Consider the following 23,716-nt stretch of genomic DNA (forward strand, 5'->3'; position numbering starts at 1 on the left):
GTTATGCCCCATTTAGATATACATACCGTATTAAAACAACATTGGGGATACGATGTTTTCAGACCTTTACAGGAAGATATCATTAATTCAATTTTAAGTGGTCAGGACACGCTGGCCCTATTGCCAACCGGTGGTGGTAAATCACTATGCTTTCAGGTGCCTGCTATGGCTATGGAAGGTATTTGTGTGGTGGTTTCACCATTAATTGCACTCATGAAAGATCAGGTGCAAAATTTAATGAAACGTGATATTCCGGCAGTGGCTTTATTTACCGGTATGTCGAAACGAGAAATTGATATTGCTTTAGATAATTGTATTTATGGCAAGATAAAATTTTTATACGTTTCGCCTGAGCGGTTACTCACAGACATTTTTCGCGAGCGATTTAAAAAAATGAAAGTCAACCTCATTGCTATTGATGAAGCACACTGTATTTCACAATGGGGATATGATTTTAGGCCACCATATTTGCAAATTGCAGAATTGCGTCCCTTTTTTCCCAATGTGCCTATTGCCGCATTAACTGCATCTGCCACAAAAAAAGTGTGTGATGATATTCAGGAAAAATTACAATTCAAAAAAATCAATTTATTTCGTGCCAGTTTTGCGCGACCGAATATTGGATTTATTGTAAGAGAAACAGATAATAAAGAAGATAAATTACTCGAAATTTTACAAAATGTAAAAGGGACAGGTGTAGTTTATGTTCGTAACAGAAAAAAAACACAAGACACAGCAGCTTTTTTATTGCGACATAAAGTAAATGCCGGATTTTATCATGCCGGTTTAGATAATGATACCAGAAACAATAAACAGGAAAATTGGATCAGCGGAAAAACACGAATAATTGTTTGCACCAATGCATTCGGAATGGGTATTGATAAGCCTGATGTGCGCAGTGTTGTGCATATCGACATTCCTGAAAGTCTCGAAGCTTACTACCAGGAAGCAGGCAGGGCAGGGCGCGATGGACATAAATCGTATGCGGGATTATTATATGATGAACATGATTTTAATACGCTGGAAGAAAATTTTGAAAAACAATTTCCGCCAATAGAATTTATTAAAAAGGTGTATCATCATCTGGGTAACTATTGTCAAATTGCCATTGGTGCAGGCTTAGGAGAAAGTTTCGATTTCGATTTAATTGTGTTCTGTAAACAATATCAAATTAAGCCGGTTGAAACACGTAATGCATTAAAAATTCTTGAACAACACGGATATATTTATATCAGCGAAGCGTTTAATAAATTATCGACTGTAAATATTCCGGTAGACAGAGAAACATTATATGCTTATCAAATTGCAAATAAGCAGTTTGAACCGGTAATTAAATTAATATTGCGCACAACACCCGGCGTGTTTGATGAAGTGGTGCAAATTCATGAGTCCGACATTGCCTATCATTTATCGGCACAGGTTCATGAGGTAAAAGATATTCTTGAAATATTACATAAGCAGGGTATACTGGTATATTCACCCTTAAAAACAAAACCACAGGTTGATTTCGTAAAAGAGCGCATCAGTGCAGAACATTTGTTGTTCGACCACAAAATGCTCAATCAGTTAAAAACCGCAGCCGAATTGCGTTTACATGCTGTTTTAGGCTATGTGAAAAACAAATCGGAATGCCGTGTGAAAAACCTGCTGCGCTATTTTGACGAAAATGCCGAAAATTGCAACAGTTGTGATATTTGTGTGGAAAGAAATAAACTCGAACTCACCGAAAAAGAGTTTTCTTTGATTTTTGAATGGCTAAAAACACAATTGGTAAATAAACCGATGATGCCGGAAGCATTGTTGAAATTGAAGTTGCCGTTCAGAAAAGAAAAAATTGTTGAAACCCTGACATTTTTAACCGACAACAAACAAATAACACATACAGCAGATAATTTGCTGATTTGGAAAACATGAAACGAATAGTATTTACCGTAACCAACGACCTGACCTATGATCAGCGCATGAATCGCATTTGCAGTACACTGCAGGCTGCCGGTTATGATATTACACTTATTGGTTTCATGAAAAAACGTTCCGTTAAACTGGAGCAAAAACCCTATAAACAAATTCGCCTCAATTTATTTTTTGTCAAAGGAAAATTGTTTTATCTCGAATATAATTTCCGGTTGTTCTGGTATCTATTATTTAAAAAATATGATATCTATACAGGAATTGACTTAGATACATTATTACCGGTATTTTTTAATGCCAAATTAAAAGGGAAACCCTGCGTGTATGATGCACACGAGTATTTTACAGAGCTGCCGGAAATAGTTGCCCGGCCTTTGATTAAAAAAATGTGGATCAAACTGGAACGTTTTCTGTTGCCTAAAATAAAATACAATTATACAGTAGGTAATGCAATTGCTGAAGAACTGACTAAAAAATATAAAACAACTTTTGAAGTGATCAGAAACGTGCCTATACTTTCGGAGGATGTGGCGGAGGTTAGTGTTGGAAATTATATTTTATATCAGGGGGCATTAAATATGGGTAGAGGGCTGGAAGCATTAATGGAAGGGATGGCATATGTAAATGCTGATTTATATATTGCAGGAGAGGGGGATTTATCGGCTGAATTACGTGCATTTGCCGCTGAGTTACCTCATAAAGAAAAAATACGTTTTTTAGGATACGTTCGTCCTGCTGATTTAAAAAAATATACTAACGAGGCTAAAATTGGAATTAACCTAGTTGAACACCTTGGGCTGAGTTATTATTATTCGCTTTCCAATAAGTTTTTTGACTATATTCATGCCGGTAAACCACAGGTAACAATGAATTTTCCGGAATACAAAAAATTAAATGACCAATATGACGTAGCAGTTTTAATTGATGAACCGGAAAAAAAATTAATTGCTTCCGCTATCAATAAATTGCTAACTGATGTGAAATTATATGTTGAATTAGAACACAATACCATTGAAGCAAAAAAAGATTTAAACTGGCAAAAAGAGTCTGTCAAATTAATCCAATTTTATAAACAGATTGAGTAATACCGCAATAAATATCGTTTCATTTAATGTGCCATATCCTCCTGATTATGGTGGGATTATAGACGTGTATTATAAAGTTAAGGCACTGTTTGAAGCCGGTATTCAGGTGCATTTACATTGTTTCGAATATGGGCGTAAAAAAAATGAAGCATTAAATGCGATTTGTGCTTCTGTAACATATTATCCCAGAGCTGCAATGTGGAAAGGGTTTTTGTCGGATAAACCTTTTATTGTACAATCACGTAACGCGCCAAAATTATTAAGCAATCTTAAAAAAAATACTTACCCAATTTTATTTGAAGGATTACACTGTTGTTATTACCTGACCCATTCAGCACTTGAAAGTCGCGTTAAATGGGTTAGGATGCATAATAATGAACCTGAATATTATTTACATCTTGGCAAAAACGAAAAAAGCTTTTTTAAAAAGGTTTACTTCTTTGCTGAATATCGTCGTTTAATTAAATATGAATGGGTGTTAACCTATGCGCAAAAAATATTTTGTATTTCACAACCGGAAACCGAATTTTTTAGCAAACGATTTGATAATGCAGCTTATTTACCTGCATTTAATGGCAATACGCAGGTAACATCAAAATCCGGAATAGGTCAATATATTTTATACCATGGCAATCTGGAAGTAAATGAAAATGTGGAGGCTGCATTATATTTAATCAGAGAAGTTTTTGCTAAATGTAATTTCCCTTGTGTTATAGCAGGTGCAAATCCATCTCCGGAAATTCTAAGTGCAACTAAAATGTTTGATCATATCCGCATACATGCAAATCCTGATGCCAATGAAATGTTACAGTTAATTCAGGATGCACACATCCATTATTTACCTGCTTTTCAATCTACCGGTATTAAACTCAAATTATTAAATGCATTATTTAATGGTCGTTTTTGTCTGGTAAATGATAATATGCTAACAGGCACCGGATTAGATGAAATTACCATTCAGGTAAATGAGGTTACAGCTGCGCTTGAAAAAATAAACGAGTTGATGAATCAACCTTTTACAGAAGCATTAATTGAAAAACGAAAATTGGTATTACAACCTTTTTCTGATGCTGAAAATGTCAAAAAAGTTATAAACTGTTTATAGTTTCAACGTTCGACATTAATTTACCATTTGTAGTTTTAATGATACGCGCCGGAAAACGTTCCAGTAAATTGTAATTATGCGTTGCCATTAAAATGGTAGTTTGATATTCTTTATTTAAAAAGCGCAATAATTGCATAATATCATCAGATGTTTCCGGGTCTAAATTACCGGTAGGTTCATCAGCTATAATGGCAACCGGGTCGTTAATAATAGCACGTGCAATTACCACCCTTTGTTGTTCGCCACCTGATAATTCATGTGGCATCTTAAATCCTTTTGACTGCAATCCAACCCGTTTTAATGCTTCATCACTTTTCAGTTTAATCAGCGATTTGTCATTTGTTCCTGTTGCACGCAATACAAATTCCAGATTATCATCCACCGAACGATCCATTAACAACTGAAAATCCTGAAAAATGATACCGAGTTTTCTGCGCAAAAAAGGAACTGTTTTCCAGGTAACTTTCTCTAAATCAAAACCAGCAACCTGTGCATGTCCGGAGTGCATCGGCAGGTCGCCATAAATTGTTTTCAGCAAACTACTTTTTCCGGTTCCGGTTTTGCCAATCAGATAAACAAATTCACCATGTGCGATGTTAAATGTCACATCTGTAAGAATCAGCGATTTACCCTGATAAATACTTACACCTGAAAAATTGATATCGTTATCCATGCCAAAACAATTTGCAGCGAAGTTAATTTCAAAAAATATAACAAAACAAAAACTTATTCACACCGGAAATTCGGGTTTACGAATGTAATTTTGCGCCTTATGATTAAAAATGATTTGCTGCTGCGTGTAGCAAAAAAAGAAAAAGTGGAACGTCCGCCGGTTTGGTTAATGCGTCAGGCGGGAAGAATATTACCCGAATACCGTGCTTTACGTGAAAAAGTAAATGGTTTTAAAAACCTGGTTGAAAATCCTGAACTCGTTTGTGAGGTTACTATTCAGCCGGTTCGGGCATTACATGTGGATGCGGCAATTTTATTTTCCGATATTTTAGTGATTCCCGAAGCCATGGGTTTACCGTATCAAATGGTTGAGTCAAAAGGCCCCTGGTTCGAAAAAACAATTGATACGCCCGCTGATATTCAACAATTGCGTATCGCGAACCCTGAACAAGATTTAAAATTTGTAACAGATGGCATTACCCTCATAAAACGTGAGCTGAATGATACAATTCCGCTCATCGGATTTGCCGGAGCGCCATGGACTATTTTTTCATACATGATTGAAGGAAAAGGCTCCAAAACCTTTTCGAAAGCCAGAACCTTTTTATACCAACACCCCGAAGCATCGCATCAATTACTGCAAATGATTACCGACAGCACTATTGTCTACCTGAAAGCTCAGGTGGCTGCCGGTGTGAATCTGGTGCAGTTGTTTGACAGCTGGGCCGGAATTTTATCTCCCCAACAATATAACACCTTTTCAATGCCCTATATCCGTCAGATTTGCGATGCAATAACCGAAGTGCCTAAAACCGTCTTCCCGAAAGGCGCTTTTTTCGCCAGAGCCGCTTTAGCTGACCTCAGTTGCGATGTTATCGGGCTTGACTGGAATATGGATATTGGGGAGTCGAAGGCCTTGGTGGGCGGAAAAAAGGCCTTACAGGGCAATTTAGACCCTTGTGTCCTCTTCGCCGGGAAGGAAACAGTGCAGAAAGCCACAATTGAGATGCTCCAGGCATTTGGTGGCAACCACATCGCAAATCTTGGCCACGGTGTGTATCCGGATACGCCTTTGGATAATGTTAAATTATTTGTCGACACCGTGCAGAATTACCGTTATTAATATTCGCCGAAAACCCTTATTTTATTGATATTCAAAGGAGCGAACAGCTAAATCTTTGAATCTTCGTAACTTTAGCCTGACTATGATAAGTGAATTACTGTTGATTTTACTCCTGATTGTGTTTAACGGGGTGCTGGCGATGAGTGAAATTGCGATGGTGAGCGTACGTAAAGCCAGATTAGACGGGGCTGCAAAAAAAGGTGATTTAAGAGCAAAACGCGCACTCGAATTAGCCAACGAACCCGCGAAATTTTTAAGCACAGTTCAAATAGGTATAACCCTCATCAGTATTTTAACGGGTATTTTTTCAGGCGCAACCATAAAAACTACGGTAGAATCCTGGTTACTGCAAATTGGCGTTATTGCAAATTATTCTGATACACTCGCTTTGGTTTTGGTTGTAATTTGCATTACCGCCGTTTCCCTTATTGTTGGTGAACTGGTTCCGAAACGAATTGGAATGCGTTTCCCGGAACCGATAGCCAAAGCAATGGCAGGCCCAATGATTGTGCTTTCAATGATTACAAAACCTTTTGTCTGGTTTCTCACTAAAGCAAGCGATTTATTAATAAAGGTTTTAGGCATCAAAGCCTCTTCCGACGATCAGGTTACCGAAGAAGAAATTAAAGCGATAATTCAGGAAGGAACACAAACCGGTGCAATTGATGAAATTGAACAGGATATTGTTGAACGTGTTTTTCATTTAGGTGATAGAAAAATTGGCTCCTTAATGACACATCGCAACGAAATTATTTGGCTCGATGCGAATGAACCACTGGAAAAAATTCTTGCAGATATTGAAAGTGAAGTGCATAGTATTTATCCGGTTTGTGATGGTGAATTTGATAAAATGTTGGGTATCGTTTATATCAAAGAATTATTTATCGCCGGAGCAGGAAAAAGTTTACACAATTTACGTGATCTGATTAAACCGGTTTTGTTTCTGCCGGAAAACAATTCAGCATATGCTGTGCTCGCGAAATTCAAAGAATCAAAAATTCATTATGCCATGGTGGTTGATGAATACGGCAGCACACAGGGATTGGTTACCATTAATGATATTTTGGAAGCATTGGTAGGAGAGTTCGATGAATTAAATATGCCTGATTATTCCATTATTGAACGTCAGGACGGTTCTTATCTTGTAGATGCAGGATTACCATTTTACGATTTTCTCAAATATTTTGAAATGGAAGAAGAGTTTGAGCGTTTAGATGAAGTTGAATTTAATACTTTGGCAGGATTTATTTTACATCAGCTTGAACGTATACCAGCCGAAGGTGACAGACTCGATTGGAAACAATATGAATTCGAAATTATTGATATGGATTCTTCCAGAATTGATAAGGTGTTATTTATGAAGAAATAATTGCTATCTGATGAAATTAATTGCAGACAGTGGTTCAACAAAAACAGATTGGGTATTAATTGACGCTGAACCGATTTTTTTTACCTCACCCGGACTTAATCCTAATATTTTAGAAGACCAGGTAATTGTTCAGGAGTTACAGAAAATTACTGCACTTACTGAAAATAAATCTGCTATAACCGAAATTTATTTTTATGGGGCAGGATGTGCATCTCCGGAAAATTGCACACGGTTAGCTTCGATTTTTAAGGAAATGTTTCCCGATACAGTTGTTGTAATTAAATCGGATATAGACGGTGCTGCATATGCTGCAAACAATGGTAAGCCGGGTATTGTAGCCATTTTGGGAACCGGCTCAAATTCCTGCTTTTTTGATGGAGAAAAGATTTTTGGTGGGGATTTTAGTATGGGTTATATTTTAGGTGATGAAGGCAGCGGTTCCTATTTCGGCAAACGTTTATTACGTGATTATTTTTATCGTTTATTGCCGGAAGAATTATATGAGGCATTTAAAGATAAATACCATATCGTTAGAAATGATGTAATTGAAAAAGTGTATCGCAACAATGCACCAAATGAATTTATTGCCTCATTTTTACCGTTTTATAAAGAACATATTCAACACCCGTATTGCACTTATTTTATTAATTTCGGACTGGAAGAATTTATCAAAATTTATATCTGGCGTTTTAGCAATTACAAAGCAGTCGACGTTAATTTTGTCGGCTCCGTTGCGTTTCATTTTGAAGAACAGTTAAGAGCTGTTTGCGCTAAACTCACTATTAAACCCGGGCGTATCATCGCTTCACCCATTCAGGGTTTATTGCAATATCATAATCAATAATATACATGACAACTAATCATTCATTTTATAATACTTCGGCTTATCAGCAACTAAAAACTGCTTTTGAAAAAATTCAAAACATCCATATGCGTGATATGTTTGCAGATAATGGTAAACGTTTTGAGGAGATGCATATTCAGTTAGATTCGATGTTGTTCGATTATTCTAAAAACAGAATTGATAAAAATGTAATGGACCACTTAATTGCATTAGCTAACGAAATGCAATTAAAGGAGTGGATAGAAAATATGTTTACCGGTGTGCCAATTAATGCTACCGAAAATCGCCCTGTATTACACACAGCACTCCGCAATTTTTCCGATGAACCGGTATTTGTTAATGGAAAAAACGTAATGCCGGGTATTCAAGCAGTTTTAACTAAAATGAAAACCTTTTCTGATGCAATCATTGATGGTAGCAAAAAAGGTTATACCGGCAAATATTTTACCGATGTAGTAAATATTGGTATTGGTGGTTCCGATTTAGGTCCGGTGATGGTGTGTGAGGCATTAAAACATTATAAAATTCCACATTTAAATGTGCATTTTGTATCGAATGTGGATGGTACTCATATCACTGAAACACTCAATCGTTTAAATCCTGAAACAACTCTATTTTTAATTGCCTCAAAAACGTTCACAACCCAGGAAACCATGGCAAATGCACATACTGCACGTGAATGGTTTTTATCAGGAAATGCAGATGAATCAGATATTGCATTACATTTTGTTGCATTGTCTACCGCTGAAAAAGAAGTATTAAAATTTGGCATCGCGAAAGAGAATATGTTCGAATTCTGGGACTGGGTGGGTGGTCGTTATTCGCTTTGGAGCGCAATCGGTTTATCCATTTGTCTTGCTGTTGGTTATGATAATTTCGAACAATTATTACAAGGTGCACATAAAATGGATAAACATTTTAGAACAACCGCATTCGAAAATAATATTCCGGTTATAATGGCTTTAATTGGATTTTGGTATGTAGAGTTTTTTAAATTTAATACTCACGCCATCATACCTTACGATCAATATTTACATCGTTTTGCAGCGTATTTGCAACAGGCCGATATGGAGAGTAACGGAAAATACATCGACCGCAATGGTAATAAAGTAAATTATCAAACCGGACCAATTATTTGGGGCGAACCCGGCACAAACGGGCAACATGCATTTTTTCAACTCATGCATCAGGGCACTTCAATTATTCCTGCTGATTTTATTGCACCTGCAACATCGTTAAATAAAACCGGTAATCATCATCAGCTTTTACTCAGCAACTTCTTCGCACAAACTGAAGCATTTATGAAAGGTAAATCGGCAGCAGAAGTAGAAGCAGAATTAAAACAGCGTGGATTTACTGCTGAAGAAATTGAATTCCATACTGCTTTCCGTGTATTTGAAGGAAACCGGCCAACAAATTCCATAATGTTTGATGCCATTACACCTTCCAATCTAGGTATGCTGATTGCTGCATATGAGCACAAAATTTTCACCCAAGGCATATTATGGAATATTTTCAGCTTTGATCAATGGGGTGTAGAACTGGGTAAAAAATTAGCAACTGTTATTTTACCTGAATTAACGCAAAACAGTACTGTTAATACACACGATTCCAGCACAAATGGATTGATAAACTGGGTGAAAACACGCAACAATTAATCCACCAATAAATTACAGCCGCGAATATCACTGTTGTCGAAACGGCCTAACACTTCAAAAGTGCCATCCTGATGTATTTTACCTAAATCTTGCGTAGCAATAAAACTGCAGGTATAAATATTAGCAAGATCAATTACATTGATACATCCTGTTTTTCCTGTTGGTAATAAGGTTAAAGGATCTTCAGTATCACGAATAAATATTTTCATCCATGCAGGTGTTTTAAAAATACCATCACCTTTGGAGTATGCTTGTGATAATAATTCCGTCATTCCATATTCAGAATGAATCGATTTAATTTGAAATGCCTGTTTTAAAATTGTATGCAATTCAGCTCTTGTGATTTCTTCCCGTTTGCCTTTCATACCACCGGTTTCCATGATGATGGTATGTTTTAAAGGAAAATTAAATTGTTCAGCTAAATCTAATAAAGCAAAAGAAACACCAATTAATAATGTTTTTATTTCTGCTGCTTCATTTTTTATAATTAACGATTTTAATTGATCGAGATCATGTAAAAAAAATCCGCTGTCTACATGTTTACTTTGTTTGATAAGTGCATTACACATGTATACCAGCGACGCATTTTTTCGTTCGAGATAGGAGGGTAGGAGGGCGGCAATACAAACGTTTTCAACCTGCCCGTAAAATTGACTGAATGCGGTCAAAAAGCTCTTTTCATACAAAGTTAAATCAGGAACATAGTGTTTACTGCGCTCCATATTTCCGGTTCCGCTGCTTTCAAAATAGAAGTCGTTTTTGCAACCAACATTTAAAATTTGTTGTTGTTTGAATAACGATATCGGCAAAAAGGGAATTTCTTCAATGGTTTTTATTGAGGATACACTTTTGTCTAAATAATGTAAAAAATTGCGGTAAACGGGATTGTTTTCTGCCTGATACTGAAATATGGCGAGGGTTTTGGATGTAAACGTTTGTTCATCCACATCAAACAAGTCTTGTATGAACCCGGCAATATTTTGCATTGTTTAGCAGTTAATATTTGTGTAATTTTGAAATGTAAAAATATGATGCATCGATACAGCTTCCTAATTCTGCTCCTCATTTTATTGGTGGCCTCCTGTGTTAAACCACCGGATTACCCAATAGAACCACGTATTGAGTTTGTGAGCATGAATCAACAAACATTTGATGAACTGGATGAAGATAGTTTAAGTGTAGTTATTTATTTTGAAGATGGTGATGGCGATTTGGGTAGCGAAGACAGTGTAAATATGTTTTGGGAAGACAGCAGGGTGCCTGGTTATCAGGTGCCGTTTAAAATACCGTTTATTGAGGTGCAAGGCAATAGCAAGGCCATTTCTGGAACAATTACTACGTTTTATCCCATCTCATTTTGTATTAATGATGATGACCCGATAGATACTTTTTATTATAAAATTTACATTGTTGACCGGGCAGGTCATGAAAGTAATGTGGATTCAACCAACCTGATATTCTTAAATTGTAATTAATACTAGGTTGTTTCCATTTCAATCCAGTTGATTCCTTTTTTCAGCATGCTAAGTGTATAAGCTTCCGGACTGTTTTCAGGAGCTGTATAATTGTAAATCCAGTTGGCTTCAGGCGGCATACTCATTAATATTGACTCTGTTCGGCCATCTGTATCTAACCCGAATTTGGTTCCTTTGTCGTAAACCAGGTTAAATTCTACATACCGGCCTCTGCGCATTAACTGAAATTGTTTTTCATTTTTACCGTAATAAATGGCTTTGTTTTCGTCCATAAACTTAGTGTAAACAGGAGCGAAGGTATTGCCTATATCTTTCACAAATTCAAATTGCTGTGCTAAACTCATTTGCTCAGTTCCGGCTAATTTATCGAAAAAAATACCGCCAACACCTCTGGTTTCATCCCGGTGTTTTATAAAAAAGTAATCATCTGCCCATTGTTTAAACTTGTTGTAATATTCAGGCTGGTGCAAATCACAAATATGTTTTAATTGCTGATGGAAATATTGTGCCTGAACCGGATTTACATATATTGGTGTTAAATCGATTCCGCCACCAAACCATTTTTCGCCTGAGCTCACTTCAAAATAGCGCACATTCATATGAATAATGGGCACCATCGGACTAAAAGGGTGTAATACGATAGATACACCGGTCGCGAAAAAATCATGTCCCTTTACCTGCAAAGCTTGGAGTATTTTCTCAGGCAAAATACCATGCACCTGCGAAAAATTAACACCACCTTTCTCAATAATATTGGCATTTTGCATTATTCGGGTTCTGCCACCGCCACCGCCGGGTCTTTGCCAAAGTTCTTCTTCAAAAACACCCTTCCCGTCTGTTTTTTCAAGCGAAGTGCAAATGCGATCCTGCAAATGTTTAAACCATTCGGTAATCGTAAATCGGTCCAATTCTTTCATGGTTGTCGGTTTTGATTTTATTGTTGAATAAACGACAATTAAGTCGCCAAATAGTTAGTTTAAACAAAATTACAATTAAGCAGATAAATGCTGAATGATAATAGTCACTAAATTCATCTTAAACTGAAGTCGATACGCAATTTCCTATTCCGGTTGATTCGATCCTCAAAATCACAAAACTTACCTTGTGTATATTCAGGAACTTTGCACACAACAGCAACCGGTGCCGGTATAAAATGCGCTTCAGTGGTATAGGCAATATACGAATGTGGTGCAATTAGGAAGGGGAGTTTTGTAACATCAAGCGATACATATTCAAGTGTTATTTTCGGAGCAATATTATTACTTGATGAGGCAATACTCAAATCAATATCTCTTTCGAACTTGGCAATATTACTTTGTCCGGCGCTATTTACAGTAAATAATAAGGTTATTAGTCCAAAAAGTAACAATTTCATTAAAAGGAATATTTATATCCTAATGTTAAAACATGCATTGTTTCAGGATTGTTCACATTAAATTCATGATCAAACAACCACGACAAAGAAAAATCATTGTGTTTATTTGGTCCGTAGTTTAAGCCGGCTTCTAAACGGTAGTTATCCAATTGATCAATTTCATTTGACATACTGTAAAATAATTCACCTGAAACAAACGGTGAAAAATCCTTGTTTATTTCATAAGAAAGAGCGGCTTTATTTCTCCATGCAGTGCCTTCTTTACCATCAGGAACAGGACTATATTGAAATTTAGTTCTCAAACTTAATTCAAAATCATTTAATCCTTCTTTATATCCCAAACCCCAGCCAAAACGATTGGTATTGCGGCCGTCTCGTATAGAATAACGGTATTCGATTCCGGTTTTAAATTTTTACTGAGTTTATAATCCAGCGAAAAATTGGAATTAATCTGATATAAATCGGCAACACTTACATTATATCTTAATTCTTCATTGAAATCGAAAGTGAAATTATTTACCGGCTCAAAACTAAATCCCACACCGGTCCACACACCACCATCGGTATGTTGCGCAAAAGTGATAAAACTAGTGCAACAGAATAATATGAGGATGATATGTTTTATCCGATTAATCATCATCATCGTCGAAAGCAGTAGTATCTTCTGAAGAAGTTTGAGCGGCAGCTTTATAATAAACTCTTACACGTGCCATGTCGCGTAAAAAATCTGTTGTGAGTATTTCGGCAGAACGTATATCCAAACCGGTTCTTTCTTTCAAATCCGCTATTAAAATGGCGCGACGTTCAGGTTTGATATTTTCAATTTTTTCGTATTCAATGGTTTGTTCACTAAGACCTTCTTTATACCACAAACGTTCAAGGAAGAAGGAAGCGGCCATTAAAGATACATTCGTAAATAATAATTCAACAAAACTTACTTTTTTGGTTGTTAATGCATTAATTACTGCAATTGCTATCACCATAAATAAATACGTCATCTCCTTCATCGGTATACTAATGGTCCTGTAACGTAAGATGGAAAATATGGCAAACAAACCAAATGCAAATCCCATCTCCAGTTTAATGCCCGATAATAAGTAACATAAAAAGAAAATGATCATACTGAATAAATAAAAGCTAAATGCATAATTTTTATTCTTTTTGTCACTCCTGTAAATAAATTTGATAAGAATAAATACTATAATAAAATTAAACAGAGAACGAATTACCAAATCGGTAAAATCTTCTGTATCAAATAATTTTAAGTCGAGAAATCTAACAGATTCTTCTGCATCCTGGAGTAAAAAATTAAGCATTTTCGATTCGGTTTATTTGTAGTTTTTTAAATTTGAAATTGTTCTGTTTAAGTTCTTCATACATGAATGCCGCACCTACACTGTATTTGCTGATACGCACTTCCGGACATAAATTGTCGCGCATTACCACTTTGAATTTTGAACCTGATGATGAACCGTCAATTTTAAGCTCTGCAATACATAAGCTACTGAATTGTCTTTTATTACCCGGAACTTCTAATTCTAAATCGGTATCAATGGTTGCTCTTTCATTTAAAGATTTACTAACAAGCGTAAATCTTTTAAAATCGTTGCGTAAAGTTGGAATTAAGTCGTCCGGATTAAATGGTGTATGTAAAGTGATAAATTCTTTGGATTTTTCATCAAATACTTCTGTAAACTCAGGAATCTTAATGCGCGATTTGATGGTGCGTTTTGTATTCGTTTTGAATTTTATCTCTAAAAAATTTAAGTTGCTTTCTACGTATTGTCTGATTCGTATTTTATACCGGTTTACGCGTTTGTTATGGTGTTGAGTGTAAAAGAAAAAATCTTTGGTATCAAAATAAATGTTGCGGTATGAAAATAATCTTGTTCCATTAATATCCAACACTTTATAATCTTCCGCCATCTGAGCAAGAATTTCAGGTAGTTTTGCCCTGTCGAAAAAATACTTCATGTCTTTTCGATTCATCAATTCCACCTTTTCCATCTCACCTAAAGTAATAGGAGCAAAGTGTGTTAGTATTTCGGGAAGATTTTGCACTTATCTGTTTTCGATTATGATATCATCAATTTCTACTACCGAATTATTATCAGTAATTTCTACTTCCACAATTTTTGCCTCAGTTGAACCATTACAGGTTAAGCAATCGGAATAGGCGTAAATCGTGTATTTACCTTTTCTTAAATATTCAAATTTATAAGTGCCATCGTAAGCAGTTCGAACTTCATCGTCGTAAGCGGTATTGTCACCATAAATAATGTAAACTTTTTCATCTCCACCATAATATTCCTGGTATAAAGTGCCTGAAGCATTGTAGCGTTCAACATAAATTTTTCCGGTAATGGTTGATGTGCCGCCGTCGCCCGGTAAAGTAGAGCAACCTGAAAATGTAAATAGAGATAATAGTATAAGGCCTGTAATGCTGAATCGGAGGAGCTTAAAATACATAGTTAAGGTATTTGGATACATTAAATTCAAGTTAACCAAATGTTAGGTTTTTATTAACAGGGTAAATTTAAATGTTTTTCTGCCATTTCAATACTTTGGAGTAAGTAATTACAATCAGTAAACTGCTCCGTAGTCAAATGTATGGTCAAATTTAACTGCTTTGGATTGTTGATACATGCTATAACAAGCCGGTAAATGTTGAATACCCCGTTTATGACTAAAAAATTGCACTTTGGTTTAAGATTTGTATTGATAATCAATGGCTAAGAACAATTTTGACAACTTTTAACGTTAAAACGGGTTAACAAACCATACATGCGGATAAAAACCTGCTATTATTGCAATTAAGATTTGACCAACATGAATAAAAATCACTTAATTACTTTACTTATTACCCTGATACTTACGCAGGTATCATCTGCCCAATTATTTGATAAAACAGAAGTTTTTACAAAAAAAGACTCCCTCCGCGGAACACTTTTACCTGAACGGACCTGTTTTGACGTTACCTATTATAACCTAACTGTTGATTTAGATATTACCGGAAAAACGTTAATTGGTTCAAACGATATTTATTTTACGGCAGTCACCGATTTCGATAAATTACAAATCGATTTGTTCGACAATCTGAAAATTGATGGTATCATATGGAAAGGCAAAAAACTTGATTTCACACGCGAATTCAACGCTGTATTTGTGAAATTCCCACAAAAAATTAAAAAAGGTGATAAACAAATGTTTACCGTTAACTATTCAGGTGCGCCTCAAATTGCTAAAAATGCGCCCTGGGATGGCGGATTTTCGTTTGCTACCGATAAAAATGGTAACCCATGGGTTGGTGTTTCGTGCGAAGGACTAGGGGCCAGCGTTTGGTGGCCAAATAAAGATCACCTCAGCGATGAGCCGGATAGTATGATGATTAATGCAATTGTGCCGGCAGATTTAATGTGTGTTGCCAATGGAAACCTTATAGAAAAAAAGGAAATGCCGAAAAGTCGCACCAAATATTCATGGAAAGTGAGTTATCCGATAAACAATTACAATGTAACGCTCAATATTGGCAAATACGCCCATTTTGGTGATACTTATACCAATGCTGATGGCTCTGTTTTAGCATTGGATTACTATGTTTTGGATTATAATCTCGAAACGGCTAAAAAACAATTTGAACAGGTTAAACCCATGATGGCTTGTTATGAAAAATATCTTGGGAAATACCCTTTTATAAAAGATGGTTATGCAATGGTTGAAACACCCTATTTAGGTATGGAACATCAAAGTGCAGTTGCTTATGGCAATCAGTATAAAACGGGTTATTTAGGTTACGACTTTTCCGGAATTAATTTGGATTTTGATTATATCATCATCCACGAAACAGGCCATGAATGGTGGGGAAATAATGTAAGTGCTAAAGATATTGCCGATTTATGGATACATGAAGGGTTCTGTACTTATACAGAAAGCATTTATGTTGAATGTTTGTTCGGTTACGATGTGGCTATGAAATACATTGAAGCCATGAAAAATAATGTCGTAAACGGCGGACCAATTATCGGAAAATATGATGTTAATAATGAGGGAAGCGCCGATATGTATAACAAAAGTGCCATTTTCCTCAATACTTTGCGTTCGCAGGTTGATAATGATGCACTTTGGTGGAGTATAATTTCCGGTATACAGAAAGATTTTGGTAAACAAACTGTTACTACCGCACAAATTGAAAATTACATAAGCCGTAAGGCAGGTAAAGATTTTAGCAAGTTGTTCGACCAGTATTTACGAAACGCTGCATTACCGGTGCTTGAATATAAAATAGTGCCCAAAGCCGAAGGAATAGAACTTACCTACCGTTGGGTGGCAAATGTAGCCGGATTTAATATGCCAATTAAGTATATCAACCAGTTGGGTAAGGCACTCTGGCTGAATCCAACAACCGAATGGCAAACTATTACCTTAAACGGAACTGACGAAAAAAGCTTTAAATTGGATACCACCCATTTTTATTTCACTGAAAAACAAGTAAAGAGCTAAACCTTCATTTTTTAAGGTTTTATCGAATAAAACACTGTAATTGAGCCTGATAAACTGTTGATATTCAGTTTTTTTATATAGATTTACGAAAAACAAACAGGTATGCTCAATCAGTTATTCAATCTGGCCCAGGAACACTTAGGAGGAATTTCAAGGGATATTCCCGAACTTACTGATCTTGACAGCAAACAAGTTTCATCAATAACCTCCCAAACGGTTGTAAATACAATTTTACAACAGGCAAAAAAGGGAAACATGGGTTCATTGAAAGAAATGTTGTCCGGCGACAATACCGACCAAAATAATCAAGTTGTGCAGCAATTGCAGGGCCCAATTATGAATCAACTCCAAAGTAAACTGAATATTTCGGGTCAAAGTGCCCAACAACTGGCCGTTTTAGCGTTACCAATCATAATGAATATGCTTAATGGTAAGGTGAAAAATGCTCAATCGTCAGGTTTTGATGTAAATAATGCTTTAAATACAATTGTTTCCAATAAAGGCGGCATGCTGAATGGATTATTAGGACTTTTTGGTGGAAATAACAAAAACAGCAAAATGATTAACAATATCATCTCGCAATTGATAAAATAATATTCACCTGATTTAATTAATCCGGTTGCTGAAAGGTAACCGGATTTTTTTTATTGGTAATTTTTCAGTGCGGCATTCACTTGCTCAATTTGTTCGGCATTTACATCCAGATGTGTAACAAACCGCACCCAATTATCACCAATTGCAAATGCATGAATATCGTTTTTTGCCAGATATTGAATAAAATTGGTGTCATTTACGGTTTCTCCTAATCGGAAAATCACAATATTGGTTTCAACAGATAAAATGGCGTTGACATAATTTAATTGTAATAAAGTATTTTCAATTTGTTTTGCATGTGCATGATCTTCTGCTAATTGCTCCACATGATTATCTAAACCATAAATACAGGCTGCAGCCATAATACCTGCTTGTCGCATACCGCCACCAAACACTTTGCGAACACGACGGGCTTTGTCCATATATACCTTCTTACCCGTTAATACCGAACCCATCGGGCAACCTAAACCTTTACTGAAACAGATAGTAATTGTATCAAATAATTTACCATACTCCGCAGCATTATCACCACTGGCAACCAATGCATTCATTACCCTTGAACCATCTAAATGTAATTTTAAATTATTTGATTTACAAACCTCATGAATGGATTGCATTGTATGCAAAGGAAATATTTTCCCGCCACCACGATTTGCTGTATTTTCGAGACAAACTAAGCTGGTAATTGGTTTATGTACATCTTCAGGATTAATATTATTTAAAATGTCATTTGCTGTAAGTATGCCGCGTTCGCCATTGATATACCGAATGGAACATCCCGAATGAAATGCATATCCACCAACTTCATAACTGTAAATATGTGCAGTTCTGTCGCAAATAATTTCATCTAATGGTTGCGTTAAAATTTTAATCGCAATTTGGTTCGACATTGTTGCCGTTGGCGTAAATAATGCAGCTTCGGTTCCAAATAATTTGCAAATTTTTGCTTCTAATGCATTAATGCTAGGGTCTTCTCCAAAAACATCATCACCAACTGCTGCGTGCATCATGTAATTGCGCATAGCTGCTGTAGGCTTGGTTACGGTATCACTGCGTAAATCTATCATCCGAGTTGTGCTTTAATTTGTTCTAATAAAAGTATAAATAATTCCGGTTTTAATATTCCGGGAAAAATAAATCCAAACACAGCCCCGTAAAAATGGGCATCGTGGTTAACATTGTCGCGACCTAAACGACCCATATAAACCGAATAAGCTAAATATAAAATACCAAAAATAAGGGGAGAAATAGTTAATCCCGGAATAAATAATAATCCGATTCCACCATTAAACGGTCCGATTAAAATACAGGAAAATAACACTGCAGAAACGGCACCGGATGCTCCCAAGCCACGATAAGTAGCGTCGCGGCGATGTTTGTAATAGGAGGGAACATCAGAAATAATCATCCCTAAAAAATAAATGCCAATATAAACTAACAAGGCAAAATCCTGAAAAATAATGGGGAGATATACTTTCTCTAAAACCGTTCCGAATGAATATAACACATACATGTTTACGGCAAGATGTAAAAAATCGGCATGAATAAATCCACTGGTTAAATAACGATGCCATTCACCACGATTATGCATTGCGAAGGGATAAAACAACGCTGCACCTCGCAATACGGGATTGTTAAATGCCATAAAAGAAGTAATGCAGGTTAAAACAATAATTAATAATGTTATAGAAAAATGTTCCATTTAATGGTGATAAGGTTCGTTATTAATAATGGTGAAAGCGCGATACAATTGCTCTAAAAAAATAAGCCGCACCATTTGATGCGGAAAGGTAAGTTTTGAAAGACTCAGTTTTTCATTTGCAAGCGCATAAATTTCATCGCTAAATCCATGCGCGCCACCTAATACAAATACAATATGTTTGATATTAGCAAGTTGTTTTTTAGATATTTCGTTTGCAAATTCTTTCGAAGTGAAGGTTTTTCCTGTTTCATCCAACAGAATAATATAATCACCCTTTTCAAGGAGTTTTTTCAATAATTCGCCTTCTTTAATTTTTGCTTCAGCAGGAGGAAGGGATTTTATATCTGCGGTTTCCTTCCAGGTAAATGAAGTGTATTTCACAATCCTTTTACAATAAACCGCACACTGGTCAGCAATTAATTTATCTGTAGTTTTTCCAATGCTGATAAATGTAATATGCATAAGGTAAATGCAATGATTTTTATTAAATTAGATTGGAAAATAAACTAAAATCCCTGTTCGCCAACAACCAGACTTTTTGCAATACCATCAATAATTTTGTCGTTGCGTTCCATCCAGATTTTTGGAGCATGCACATAAAATATTACCCTGGTATTTGGTGTGTCGTAATAATAATATTTATCACCACTTTGAAAACATAAAGTTCCGGGATAACCATTTCCAAACCGGTATGACTCTGTGCGTTCACAGGTGCTTAATTCCATTTCTGCTGCCAGTTCATTGCCTTTTAAATTGCTGCCGTAAATTCTTAAATCTGTTCCAGCATCGCCGTTCGTAATAAAATAACCATCTCCATTATTACTTTTATCAGTTGCAGTAAATCCCTCAGGTAATTCAAAACTAAATCCAAAACGATCGTTGTGAATACTTTTTTTACCATCCGGTTTTTCCGTGTAATGGGCCGGCGTGGATTCCGATTCAATTATGTTTTCCAAATCGGTATTCGTATCAGTTGCACTACCTAAAGTATCGGTAGTTGTATTGGTATCCGCTTCATCACCCGCATCACTTTTGCAACCGATTAATACAGTTAATAAAAATAATGCGGGCAATAAAATGGTTATTTTTTTCATGTGCTTTAAATAAATTTAAACATCCGGTCTGTTCGAATCGAACCAATTCGTTTCAGCAACGGTAAATTTTTATCCCAGCTAAACCAAACTAATAATGGTTTGCCTACAATATGGTCTTCAGGTACATAACCCCAATAACGTGAATCATATGAACGATGGCGGTTATCACCCATCATCCAGTAATAGTTTTGTTTAAAGGTATAAGATGTAATTTTTTTGCCATCTATGTAAACAAATCCTTTTTTATCACGCGAAACATTATTGTGCTCATACACTTCAATAATACGTTTGTAAGCATAATAACTTTCCGGGGTTATTTCTACAGTTGCTCCCTTTTTAGGAATCCAGATTGCTGAAAAATCATCAACAGAATTTGGCATACCTTTCGGATTATGTGGAAATAACGCAAAATCACCATAACGTAGTCTGTCGTAATGATTTAATGATACACTTTCCACAGCTTTGTTTTTACCCAGTGCTGCTGCATCGGCAATACTCATATTTGCTGTCAGCACTAAATTTTTTCCCATCATCACCGTATCCTGAAAATCCATTGGATTGAGTTTCATATCGGTTAAAATATTACCCGCTGATAAAACATTAATATTTTCTTTGAATTTAATATCATACGATTTTTGTTGATGTTCAGCAATAAATGCCTTCTTGCCATTTACATATAACACACCATCACTAACCTGAATAGAATCACCCGGTAAACCCACACAACGTTTAATATAGTTATCGCGTTTATCAACCGGACGATAAGCTAAATCGCCACTTTGCTGATATTGTGTGCGCATATAATTAAAATAATATCCGTATGGTTTCTCAACATTATTATTCGCTTTATCATAAGCCTGCATTCTTCTCGCATCATTCATTAATAACGAATAATAACTGTTGGTTTGGTTGGGGAGATAAACGGTATCGCCTTCAGGGAAATTAAATACCACAGGGCTGTTGCGATGTATTTTTTCAATGCCCGGAAAACGCATATAGGGTAATTGCACTTTATCAGAAAATGCTTTTGTCCCCGTAATCGGCATTGTGTGATGAGCAAATGGAAATGCTAATGGCGTGATTGGAAATCTTGCACCGTAATGAAACTTACTCACAAATAAAAAGTCACCCGCTTTTAGCGTGCTCTCCATTGATGTGGTAGGAATAGTATATGCTTCAAAAAAGAAGGTGCGAATTAATGTAGCAGCAACAACAGCAAATGCAATTGCATCGCCCCATTCACGTGCTGCACTTTTTTTAGCAGATTCATGCGGACCGATATATTTTACATCTTTATCAAAACCAAGTTTTAAGAAATAGATATAAGGAATCATCATCGATCCAACATATCCCCAAAATGAATCTTTACCGAATACTTTTGAAATTTCATTTGCCATTAATAACCAAACAACCACATTTAAAACCGGTATCATTAACATGATAAACCAGCTCATTTTTTTTCCGGTTATTTTAACACAGATATATGCATTATAAAATGGAACAAGTGCTTTCCATCCTGCCTCGCCGGCTTTTTCAAATAATTTATACAAACCAACCAGGGTTCCTACTATCGAAAAAATAAAGAAAATCCAATACCCAATAGGAATAATACTTTCCATCTATAATTTTTTATGTAAAGAAATTGAACTAAGTGGCACAAAACTATATGTTTTCGATGAATAGTAGCTTTTATTCGATTAACAGCAATTTTGTGAACTGTCATTTACAAACCGCATCATTGTATTTGGTGTGCAAGCTTGTATTTTCATATAAAACATACTCAATAGGGTAGCGCGACCATCGGCGGACTTCTTTTGCCTGGGTGCGAATTTGCTCCTTTTCCCAATAAGGAATACCATTCATTACATTACTCAGTATAATATACCTGCTGCAGTTTAAATCGCTGCCGGAGTATGCAATCGTATCATTAACAAGGTCTGTGTATGCAAACGGTTTGTAATCAGGAAATCCTGCATATATGCTGTCATCCGGAATATTATTGGCTACAACGTAGTCGTGACAAGCAGTTCGGAATGTAAAATAGGAGAGATGCGCCAATGATCCATCTCCCCAATTATAAGCCCATGCACTGTGCTTCGATTCGGGATATACCACGAAATGTTGTGCAATCATCATGATGAGGGTCACGCCAATAGCTATTTTGCGAAGCATCCGATTTTTGAAATACATGACAATTTCGCTGAATAACAACAGCACAAGCAATTGCATGGGTAGCAGATATCGAATCAAAACCGGATTTTGAAACGGCAGGATAAACAAAGCAAAAACGCCAAGACCGATTAGTATGAGCACAGCCTTGTGGTTCAAACGATACGTTTGATAATTTTTAAATCCATTGTAAACCAATACCACCATCGGTATCAGCATCCCAAATTCTATAAACCGGAACCCAAATTCAAAAATTTTGGGGAAGATGGTCGTTTTATCCAAAAATTGGCGACCTGCACTCCAATTCCCATCTGTAGGCACCAGCCACCATCCGGTATGTTTATATTGCAAGATGAAATATATGGCTACCGGTAAACCCGCAAGTAGATAATATAAACTATTGATTATCAGTAACTTAAGTGTATATTTGTGATAATACCAATCATAAAAAAACAAAATTGCCACCAACATAAATCCACGTAAACTGCTGATAGTCAACAAAATGCAAACAACAACGAGGTGAGCTTTTTTCCTGCTGTGAATCACATTTATTCCCCATAAAAACACAGCTGTCAAAAACACATCAATGCTCATGGCAGCCATTTGGGCAAGAAAAACAGGGTTGGCCAACAATAAAATGAGGGCTAATGAACGCATACGCGGCTCTGCCATCTGCTTAGTTAAACGGGCATATTGTGCCACTAAAACCAATGAAAAAACCAGCGTAAGCAAGTGTGAAATCAACAAACTTTTACCAAAAACAGTCCAGCATAGAGCAGTTAACATTGCGTAAAAAGGCGGGTGACCGGTTGCATGCCCTTCAGGAAGCCATATTGAATGAAAACCACTGCTGTAATAGTCGCTGGCAGGAATACTTATAAGCGTAACATGATCTCCAAAAAACGGCAAACCCAGTAAACTTGCGTTGAACATACACACGAACAAAATAGTGGCCCGAATTACTGTTTCCGGAGAGGTAAGTAATCGCTGTAAAGATAACCGGTCCTTTTGCTCGTTAATTTTCAAGTTGTAGGGTAAAA

25 protein-coding genes are annotated in these 23,716 nt (G+C 36.1%); 10 read left to right on the forward strand and 15 right to left on the reverse strand.

Annotated elements, in window-relative coordinates:
- The first annotated feature begins 3 nt into the window (after nucleotides 1–3).
- From IPI65_18070 to IPI65_18080, 3 genes are read left to right on the forward strand one after another with little or no spacing between them, the layout of a single operon-like run.
- Nucleotides 4–1,914 carry a RecQ family ATP-dependent DNA helicase gene (locus IPI65_18070; protein ID MBK7443332.1) on the forward strand — a complete coding sequence of 637 codons (1,911 nt, stop codon included), beginning with the start codon at nucleotides 4–6 and terminating at the stop codon, nucleotides 1,912–1,914.
- Complete coding sequence (locus IPI65_18075) at nucleotides 1,911–2,996, forward strand: glycosyltransferase (protein MBK7443333.1); 1,086 nt, start codon at nucleotides 1,911–1,913, stop codon at nucleotides 2,994–2,996. The genes IPI65_18070 and IPI65_18075 overlap by 4 nt, the downstream gene beginning before the upstream one ends.
- Nucleotides 2,989–4,101, forward strand: coding sequence for a glycosyltransferase (locus IPI65_18080; protein ID MBK7443334.1), 1,113 nt, complete (start codon nucleotides 2,989–2,991; stop codon nucleotides 4,099–4,101). The genes IPI65_18075 and IPI65_18080 overlap by 8 nt, the downstream gene beginning before the upstream one ends.
- Here IPI65_18080 and IPI65_18085 read toward each other — a convergent pair.
- Entirely contained in the window at nucleotides 4,085–4,774 is a 690-nt protein-coding gene (locus IPI65_18085; protein MBK7443335.1) for an ATP-binding cassette domain-containing protein, read from the reverse strand. The two genes, IPI65_18080 and IPI65_18085, sit on opposite strands and share 17 nt — an antisense overlap.
- Nucleotides 4,775–4,873: 99 nt before the next feature.
- On the opposite strand from IPI65_18085, the gene hemE reads away from it, so the two are divergent.
- The 4 genes from hemE (at nucleotide 4,874) to pgi (ending at nucleotide 9,767) form a co-directional block, all read left to right on the forward strand.
- Nucleotides 4,874–5,896 (forward strand): uroporphyrinogen decarboxylase, encoded by a 1,023-nt coding sequence (hemE, locus tag IPI65_18090; protein ID MBK7443336.1) that lies wholly within the window; start codon nucleotides 4,874–4,876, stop codon nucleotides 5,894–5,896.
- Between the two features lie 82 nt (nucleotides 5,897–5,978).
- Nucleotides 5,979–7,265 (forward strand): HlyC/CorC family transporter, encoded by a 1,287-nt coding sequence (locus tag IPI65_18095; protein MBK7443337.1) that lies wholly within the window; start codon nucleotides 5,979–5,981, stop codon nucleotides 7,263–7,265.
- A gap of 10 nt (nucleotides 7,266–7,275) precedes the next feature.
- Nucleotides 7,276–8,109, forward strand: a complete 834-nt coding sequence (locus tag IPI65_18100) for a hypothetical protein (GenBank protein MBK7443338.1) — start codon at nucleotides 7,276–7,278, stop codon at nucleotides 8,107–8,109.
- Nucleotides 8,110–8,114: 5 nt separating this feature from the next.
- The gene (gene pgi / locus IPI65_18105) at nucleotides 8,115–9,767 is read left to right on the forward strand and encodes a glucose-6-phosphate isomerase (protein ID MBK7443339.1); all 1,653 of its coding nucleotides are present in this window, start codon (nucleotides 8,115–8,117) and stop codon (nucleotides 9,765–9,767) included.
- Here pgi and IPI65_18110 read toward each other — a convergent pair.
- Nucleotides 9,764–10,753, reverse strand: coding sequence for an acyl transferase (locus IPI65_18110; GenBank protein MBK7443340.1), 990 nt, complete (start codon nucleotides 10,751–10,753; stop codon nucleotides 9,764–9,766). The genes pgi and IPI65_18110 overlap by 4 nt on opposite strands.
- A gap of 42 nt (nucleotides 10,754–10,795) precedes the next feature.
- On the opposite strand from IPI65_18110, the gene IPI65_18115 reads away from it, so the two are divergent.
- A complete protein-coding gene (locus tag IPI65_18115; protein ID MBK7443341.1) occupies nucleotides 10,796–11,242 on the forward strand; it encodes a hypothetical protein in 447 nt (148 codons plus the stop codon).
- 2 nt (nucleotides 11,243–11,244) lie between these two features.
- Here the strand turns inward: IPI65_18115 and hemF are convergent, their stop codons facing one another.
- The 7 genes from hemF to IPI65_18150 all read right to left on the reverse strand — a co-directional run bounded on the left by hemF (nucleotide 11,245) and on the right by IPI65_18150 (nucleotide 15,107).
- Nucleotides 11,245–12,159 carry an oxygen-dependent coproporphyrinogen oxidase gene (gene hemF, locus IPI65_18120; protein ID MBK7443342.1) on the reverse strand — a complete coding sequence of 305 codons (915 nt, stop codon included), beginning with the start codon at nucleotides 12,157–12,159 and terminating at the stop codon, nucleotides 11,245–11,247.
- 113 nt (nucleotides 12,160–12,272) lie between these two features.
- Nucleotides 12,273–12,617, reverse strand: coding sequence for a hypothetical protein (locus IPI65_18125; GenBank protein MBK7443343.1), 345 nt, complete (start codon nucleotides 12,615–12,617; stop codon nucleotides 12,273–12,275).
- Nucleotides 12,617–13,015 (reverse strand): DUF2490 domain-containing protein, encoded by a 399-nt coding sequence (locus IPI65_18130; protein MBK7443344.1) that lies wholly within the window; start codon nucleotides 13,013–13,015, stop codon nucleotides 12,617–12,619. Before IPI65_18130 ends, IPI65_18125 begins: the two co-directional genes overlap by 1 nt.
- Complete coding sequence (locus tag IPI65_18135; protein ID MBK7443345.1) at nucleotides 12,937–13,260, reverse strand: hypothetical protein; 324 nt, start codon at nucleotides 13,258–13,260, stop codon at nucleotides 12,937–12,939. The genes IPI65_18130 and IPI65_18135 overlap by 79 nt, the downstream gene beginning before the upstream one ends.
- Nucleotides 13,247–13,933 (reverse strand): DUF4956 domain-containing protein, encoded by a 687-nt coding sequence (locus IPI65_18140; GenBank protein ID MBK7443346.1) that lies wholly within the window; start codon nucleotides 13,931–13,933, stop codon nucleotides 13,247–13,249. Before IPI65_18140 ends, IPI65_18135 begins: the two co-directional genes overlap by 14 nt.
- Nucleotides 13,926–14,678 (reverse strand): polyphosphate polymerase domain-containing protein, encoded by a 753-nt coding sequence (locus tag IPI65_18145; GenBank protein MBK7443347.1) that lies wholly within the window; start codon nucleotides 14,676–14,678, stop codon nucleotides 13,926–13,928. The genes IPI65_18140 and IPI65_18145 overlap by 8 nt, the downstream gene beginning before the upstream one ends.
- Nucleotides 14,679–15,107, reverse strand: coding sequence for a hypothetical protein (locus tag IPI65_18150; protein MBK7443348.1), 429 nt, complete (start codon nucleotides 15,105–15,107; stop codon nucleotides 14,679–14,681).
- Between the two features lie 339 nt (nucleotides 15,108–15,446).
- Here IPI65_18150 and IPI65_18155 point away from each other — a divergent pair, with 339 nt between their 5' ends.
- Complete coding sequence (locus IPI65_18155) at nucleotides 15,447–17,117, forward strand: M1 family metallopeptidase (protein ID MBK7443349.1); 1,671 nt, start codon at nucleotides 15,447–15,449, stop codon at nucleotides 17,115–17,117.
- Between the two features lie 102 nt (nucleotides 17,118–17,219).
- Nucleotides 17,220–17,711, forward strand: a complete 492-nt coding sequence (locus IPI65_18160; protein ID MBK7443350.1) for a hypothetical protein — start codon at nucleotides 17,220–17,222, stop codon at nucleotides 17,709–17,711.
- 50 nt (nucleotides 17,712–17,761) lie between these two features.
- Here the strand turns inward: IPI65_18160 and IPI65_18165 are convergent, their stop codons facing one another.
- The 6 genes from IPI65_18165 to IPI65_18190 all read right to left on the reverse strand — a co-directional run bounded on the left by IPI65_18165 (nucleotide 17,762) and on the right by IPI65_18190 (nucleotide 23,702).
- Nucleotides 17,762–18,778, reverse strand: coding sequence for an aminotransferase class I/II-fold pyridoxal phosphate-dependent enzyme (locus tag IPI65_18165; GenBank protein MBK7443351.1), 1,017 nt, complete (start codon nucleotides 18,776–18,778; stop codon nucleotides 17,762–17,764).
- On the reverse strand, nucleotides 18,775–19,413 hold the full coding sequence (locus tag IPI65_18170) for a rhomboid family intramembrane serine protease (protein MBK7443352.1): 639 nt from the start codon (nucleotides 19,411–19,413) through the stop codon (nucleotides 18,775–18,777). The genes IPI65_18165 and IPI65_18170 overlap by 4 nt, the downstream gene beginning before the upstream one ends.
- Nucleotides 19,414–19,875, reverse strand: a complete 462-nt coding sequence (locus IPI65_18175) for a 23S rRNA (pseudouridine(1915)-N(3))-methyltransferase RlmH (protein MBK7443353.1) — start codon at nucleotides 19,873–19,875, stop codon at nucleotides 19,414–19,416. It lies immediately after the preceding gene.
- A gap of 44 nt (nucleotides 19,876–19,919) precedes the next feature.
- Complete coding sequence (locus tag IPI65_18180) at nucleotides 19,920–20,507, reverse strand: hypothetical protein (protein ID MBK7443354.1); 588 nt, start codon at nucleotides 20,505–20,507, stop codon at nucleotides 19,920–19,922.
- Nucleotides 20,508–20,512: 5 nt separating this feature from the next.
- Nucleotides 20,513–22,126 (reverse strand): S26 family signal peptidase, encoded by a 1,614-nt coding sequence (locus tag IPI65_18185; protein MBK7443355.1) that lies wholly within the window; start codon nucleotides 22,124–22,126, stop codon nucleotides 20,513–20,515.
- 100 nt (nucleotides 22,127–22,226) lie between these two features.
- The gene (locus tag IPI65_18190; GenBank protein ID MBK7443356.1) at nucleotides 22,227–23,702 is read right to left on the reverse strand and encodes a hypothetical protein; all 1,476 of its coding nucleotides are present in this window, start codon (nucleotides 23,700–23,702) and stop codon (nucleotides 22,227–22,229) included.
- Between the last annotated feature and the right edge of the window lie 14 nt (nucleotides 23,703–23,716).

The sequence above is a fragment of the Bacteroidota bacterium genome (assembly GCA_016706255.1).
Classification (GTDB): Bacteria; Bacteroidota; Bacteroidia; order Chitinophagales; family BACL12; genus UBA7236.

Bases quoted from the DNA above. Each gene is read 5' to 3' on its own strand.
- IPI65_18185 (MBK7443355.1), bottom strand. From the start codon at position 22,126: ATGGAAAGTATTATTCCTATTGGGTATTGGATTTTCTTTATTTTTTCG.
- pgi (MBK7443339.1), top strand. From the start codon at position 8,115: ATGACAACTAATCATTCATTTTATAATACTTCGGCTTATCAGCAACTA.
- IPI65_18155 (MBK7443349.1), top strand. From the start codon at position 15,447: ATGAATAAAAATCACTTAATTACTTTACTTATTACCCTGATACTTACG.
- IPI65_18115 (MBK7443341.1), top strand. From the start codon at position 10,796: ATGATGCATCGATACAGCTTCCTAATTCTGCTCCTCATTTTATTGGTG.
- IPI65_18175 (MBK7443353.1), bottom strand. From the start codon at position 19,875: ATGCATATTACATTTATCAGCATTGGAAAAACTACAGATAAATTAATT.
- IPI65_18160 (MBK7443350.1), top strand. From the start codon at position 17,220: ATGCTCAATCAGTTATTCAATCTGGCCCAGGAACACTTAGGAGGAATT.
- IPI65_18085 (MBK7443335.1), bottom strand. From the start codon at position 4,774: ATGGATAACGATATCAATTTTTCAGGTGTAAGTATTTATCAGGGTAAA.
- IPI65_18150 (MBK7443348.1), bottom strand. From the start codon at position 15,107: ATGTATCCAAATACCTTAACTATGTATTTTAAGCTCCTCCGATTCAGC.
- hemE (MBK7443336.1), top strand. From the start codon at position 4,874: ATGATTAAAAATGATTTGCTGCTGCGTGTAGCAAAAAAAGAAAAAGTG.
- IPI65_18170 (MBK7443352.1), bottom strand. From the start codon at position 19,413: ATGGAACATTTTTCTATAACATTATTAATTATTGTTTTAACCTGCATT.
- IPI65_18180 (MBK7443354.1), bottom strand. From the start codon at position 20,507: ATGAAAAAAATAACCATTTTATTGCCCGCATTATTTTTATTAACTGTA.
- IPI65_18165 (MBK7443351.1), bottom strand. From the start codon at position 18,778: ATGATAGATTTACGCAGTGATACCGTAACCAAGCCTACAGCAGCTATG.
- IPI65_18100 (MBK7443338.1), top strand. From the start codon at position 7,276: ATGAAATTAATTGCAGACAGTGGTTCAACAAAAACAGATTGGGTATTA.
- IPI65_18070 (MBK7443332.1), top strand. From the start codon at position 4: ATGCCCCATTTAGATATACATACCGTATTAAAACAACATTGGGGATAC.
- IPI65_18125 (MBK7443343.1), bottom strand. From the start codon at position 12,617: ATGAAATTGTTACTTTTTGGACTAATAACCTTATTATTTACTGTAAAT.
- IPI65_18110 (MBK7443340.1), bottom strand. From the start codon at position 10,753: ATGCAAAATATTGCCGGGTTCATACAAGACTTGTTTGATGTGGATGAA.
- IPI65_18095 (MBK7443337.1), top strand. From the start codon at position 5,979: ATGATAAGTGAATTACTGTTGATTTTACTCCTGATTGTGTTTAACGGG.
- IPI65_18075 (MBK7443333.1), top strand. From the start codon at position 1,911: ATGAAACGAATAGTATTTACCGTAACCAACGACCTGACCTATGATCAG.
- IPI65_18140 (MBK7443346.1), bottom strand. From the start codon at position 13,933: ATGCTTAATTTTTTACTCCAGGATGCAGAAGAATCTGTTAGATTTCTC.
- hemF (MBK7443342.1), bottom strand. From the start codon at position 12,159: ATGAAAGAATTGGACCGATTTACGATTACCGAATGGTTTAAACATTTG.
- IPI65_18135 (MBK7443345.1), bottom strand. From the start codon at position 13,260: ATGATGATGATTAATCGGATAAAACATATCATCCTCATATTATTCTGT.